Raw genomic sequence first — 474 nt, 5'->3', positions numbered from 1 at the left:
GTGTTGGAGATGGCCACCCCTTATGCTGCCGAGCGCAAGGCCAGAACGCCGTGGCATGCCCACCACATTGCCGAGCGGTACGGACTCCTGGCCATCATCGCCCTGGGCGAATGCCTCATCGGGGCCATCGCAACCCTGCGCGCCATCGTGGGCAACCACGGCTGGAGCGTGGACGCGGCGCTGGTCGGCTTCGGCGGGACAGCCCTGGCGTTTGGCATGTGGTGGATCTACTTCCTCCTGCCGGCCGGACGCGCGCTCCACCTGCGACGGCACCAGTCGTTCCTCTTCGGCTACGGCCATATCCCGATCTTCGCGGCGATTGCCGCCACGGGCGCCGGCCTGCACGTGGCGGCCTACTACATCGACCACGAGGCGCATATCAGCGCAGCCGCGGCCGTCGCCACGATCGCTGTTCCCGTAGCCATTTTCAAGGGGTCACTGACCTTGCTGTACAGCGTGATGGTTGGTTTGGAC

Annotated in this window: 1 protein-coding gene; it reads left to right on the top strand. The window is 66.2% G+C overall.

The window, feature by feature from the left end; translation table 11 throughout:
• Positions 1 to 474 (top strand): low temperature requirement protein A (locus AC1DNK_RS30000; RefSeq protein ID WP_477944876.1); only part of this gene is annotated, 474 nt, incomplete at both ends.

It is taken from the genome of Rhizobium sp. 01N424 (assembly GCF_056399485.1).
This window is presented reverse-complemented; position numbering and strand designations above follow the sequence as displayed.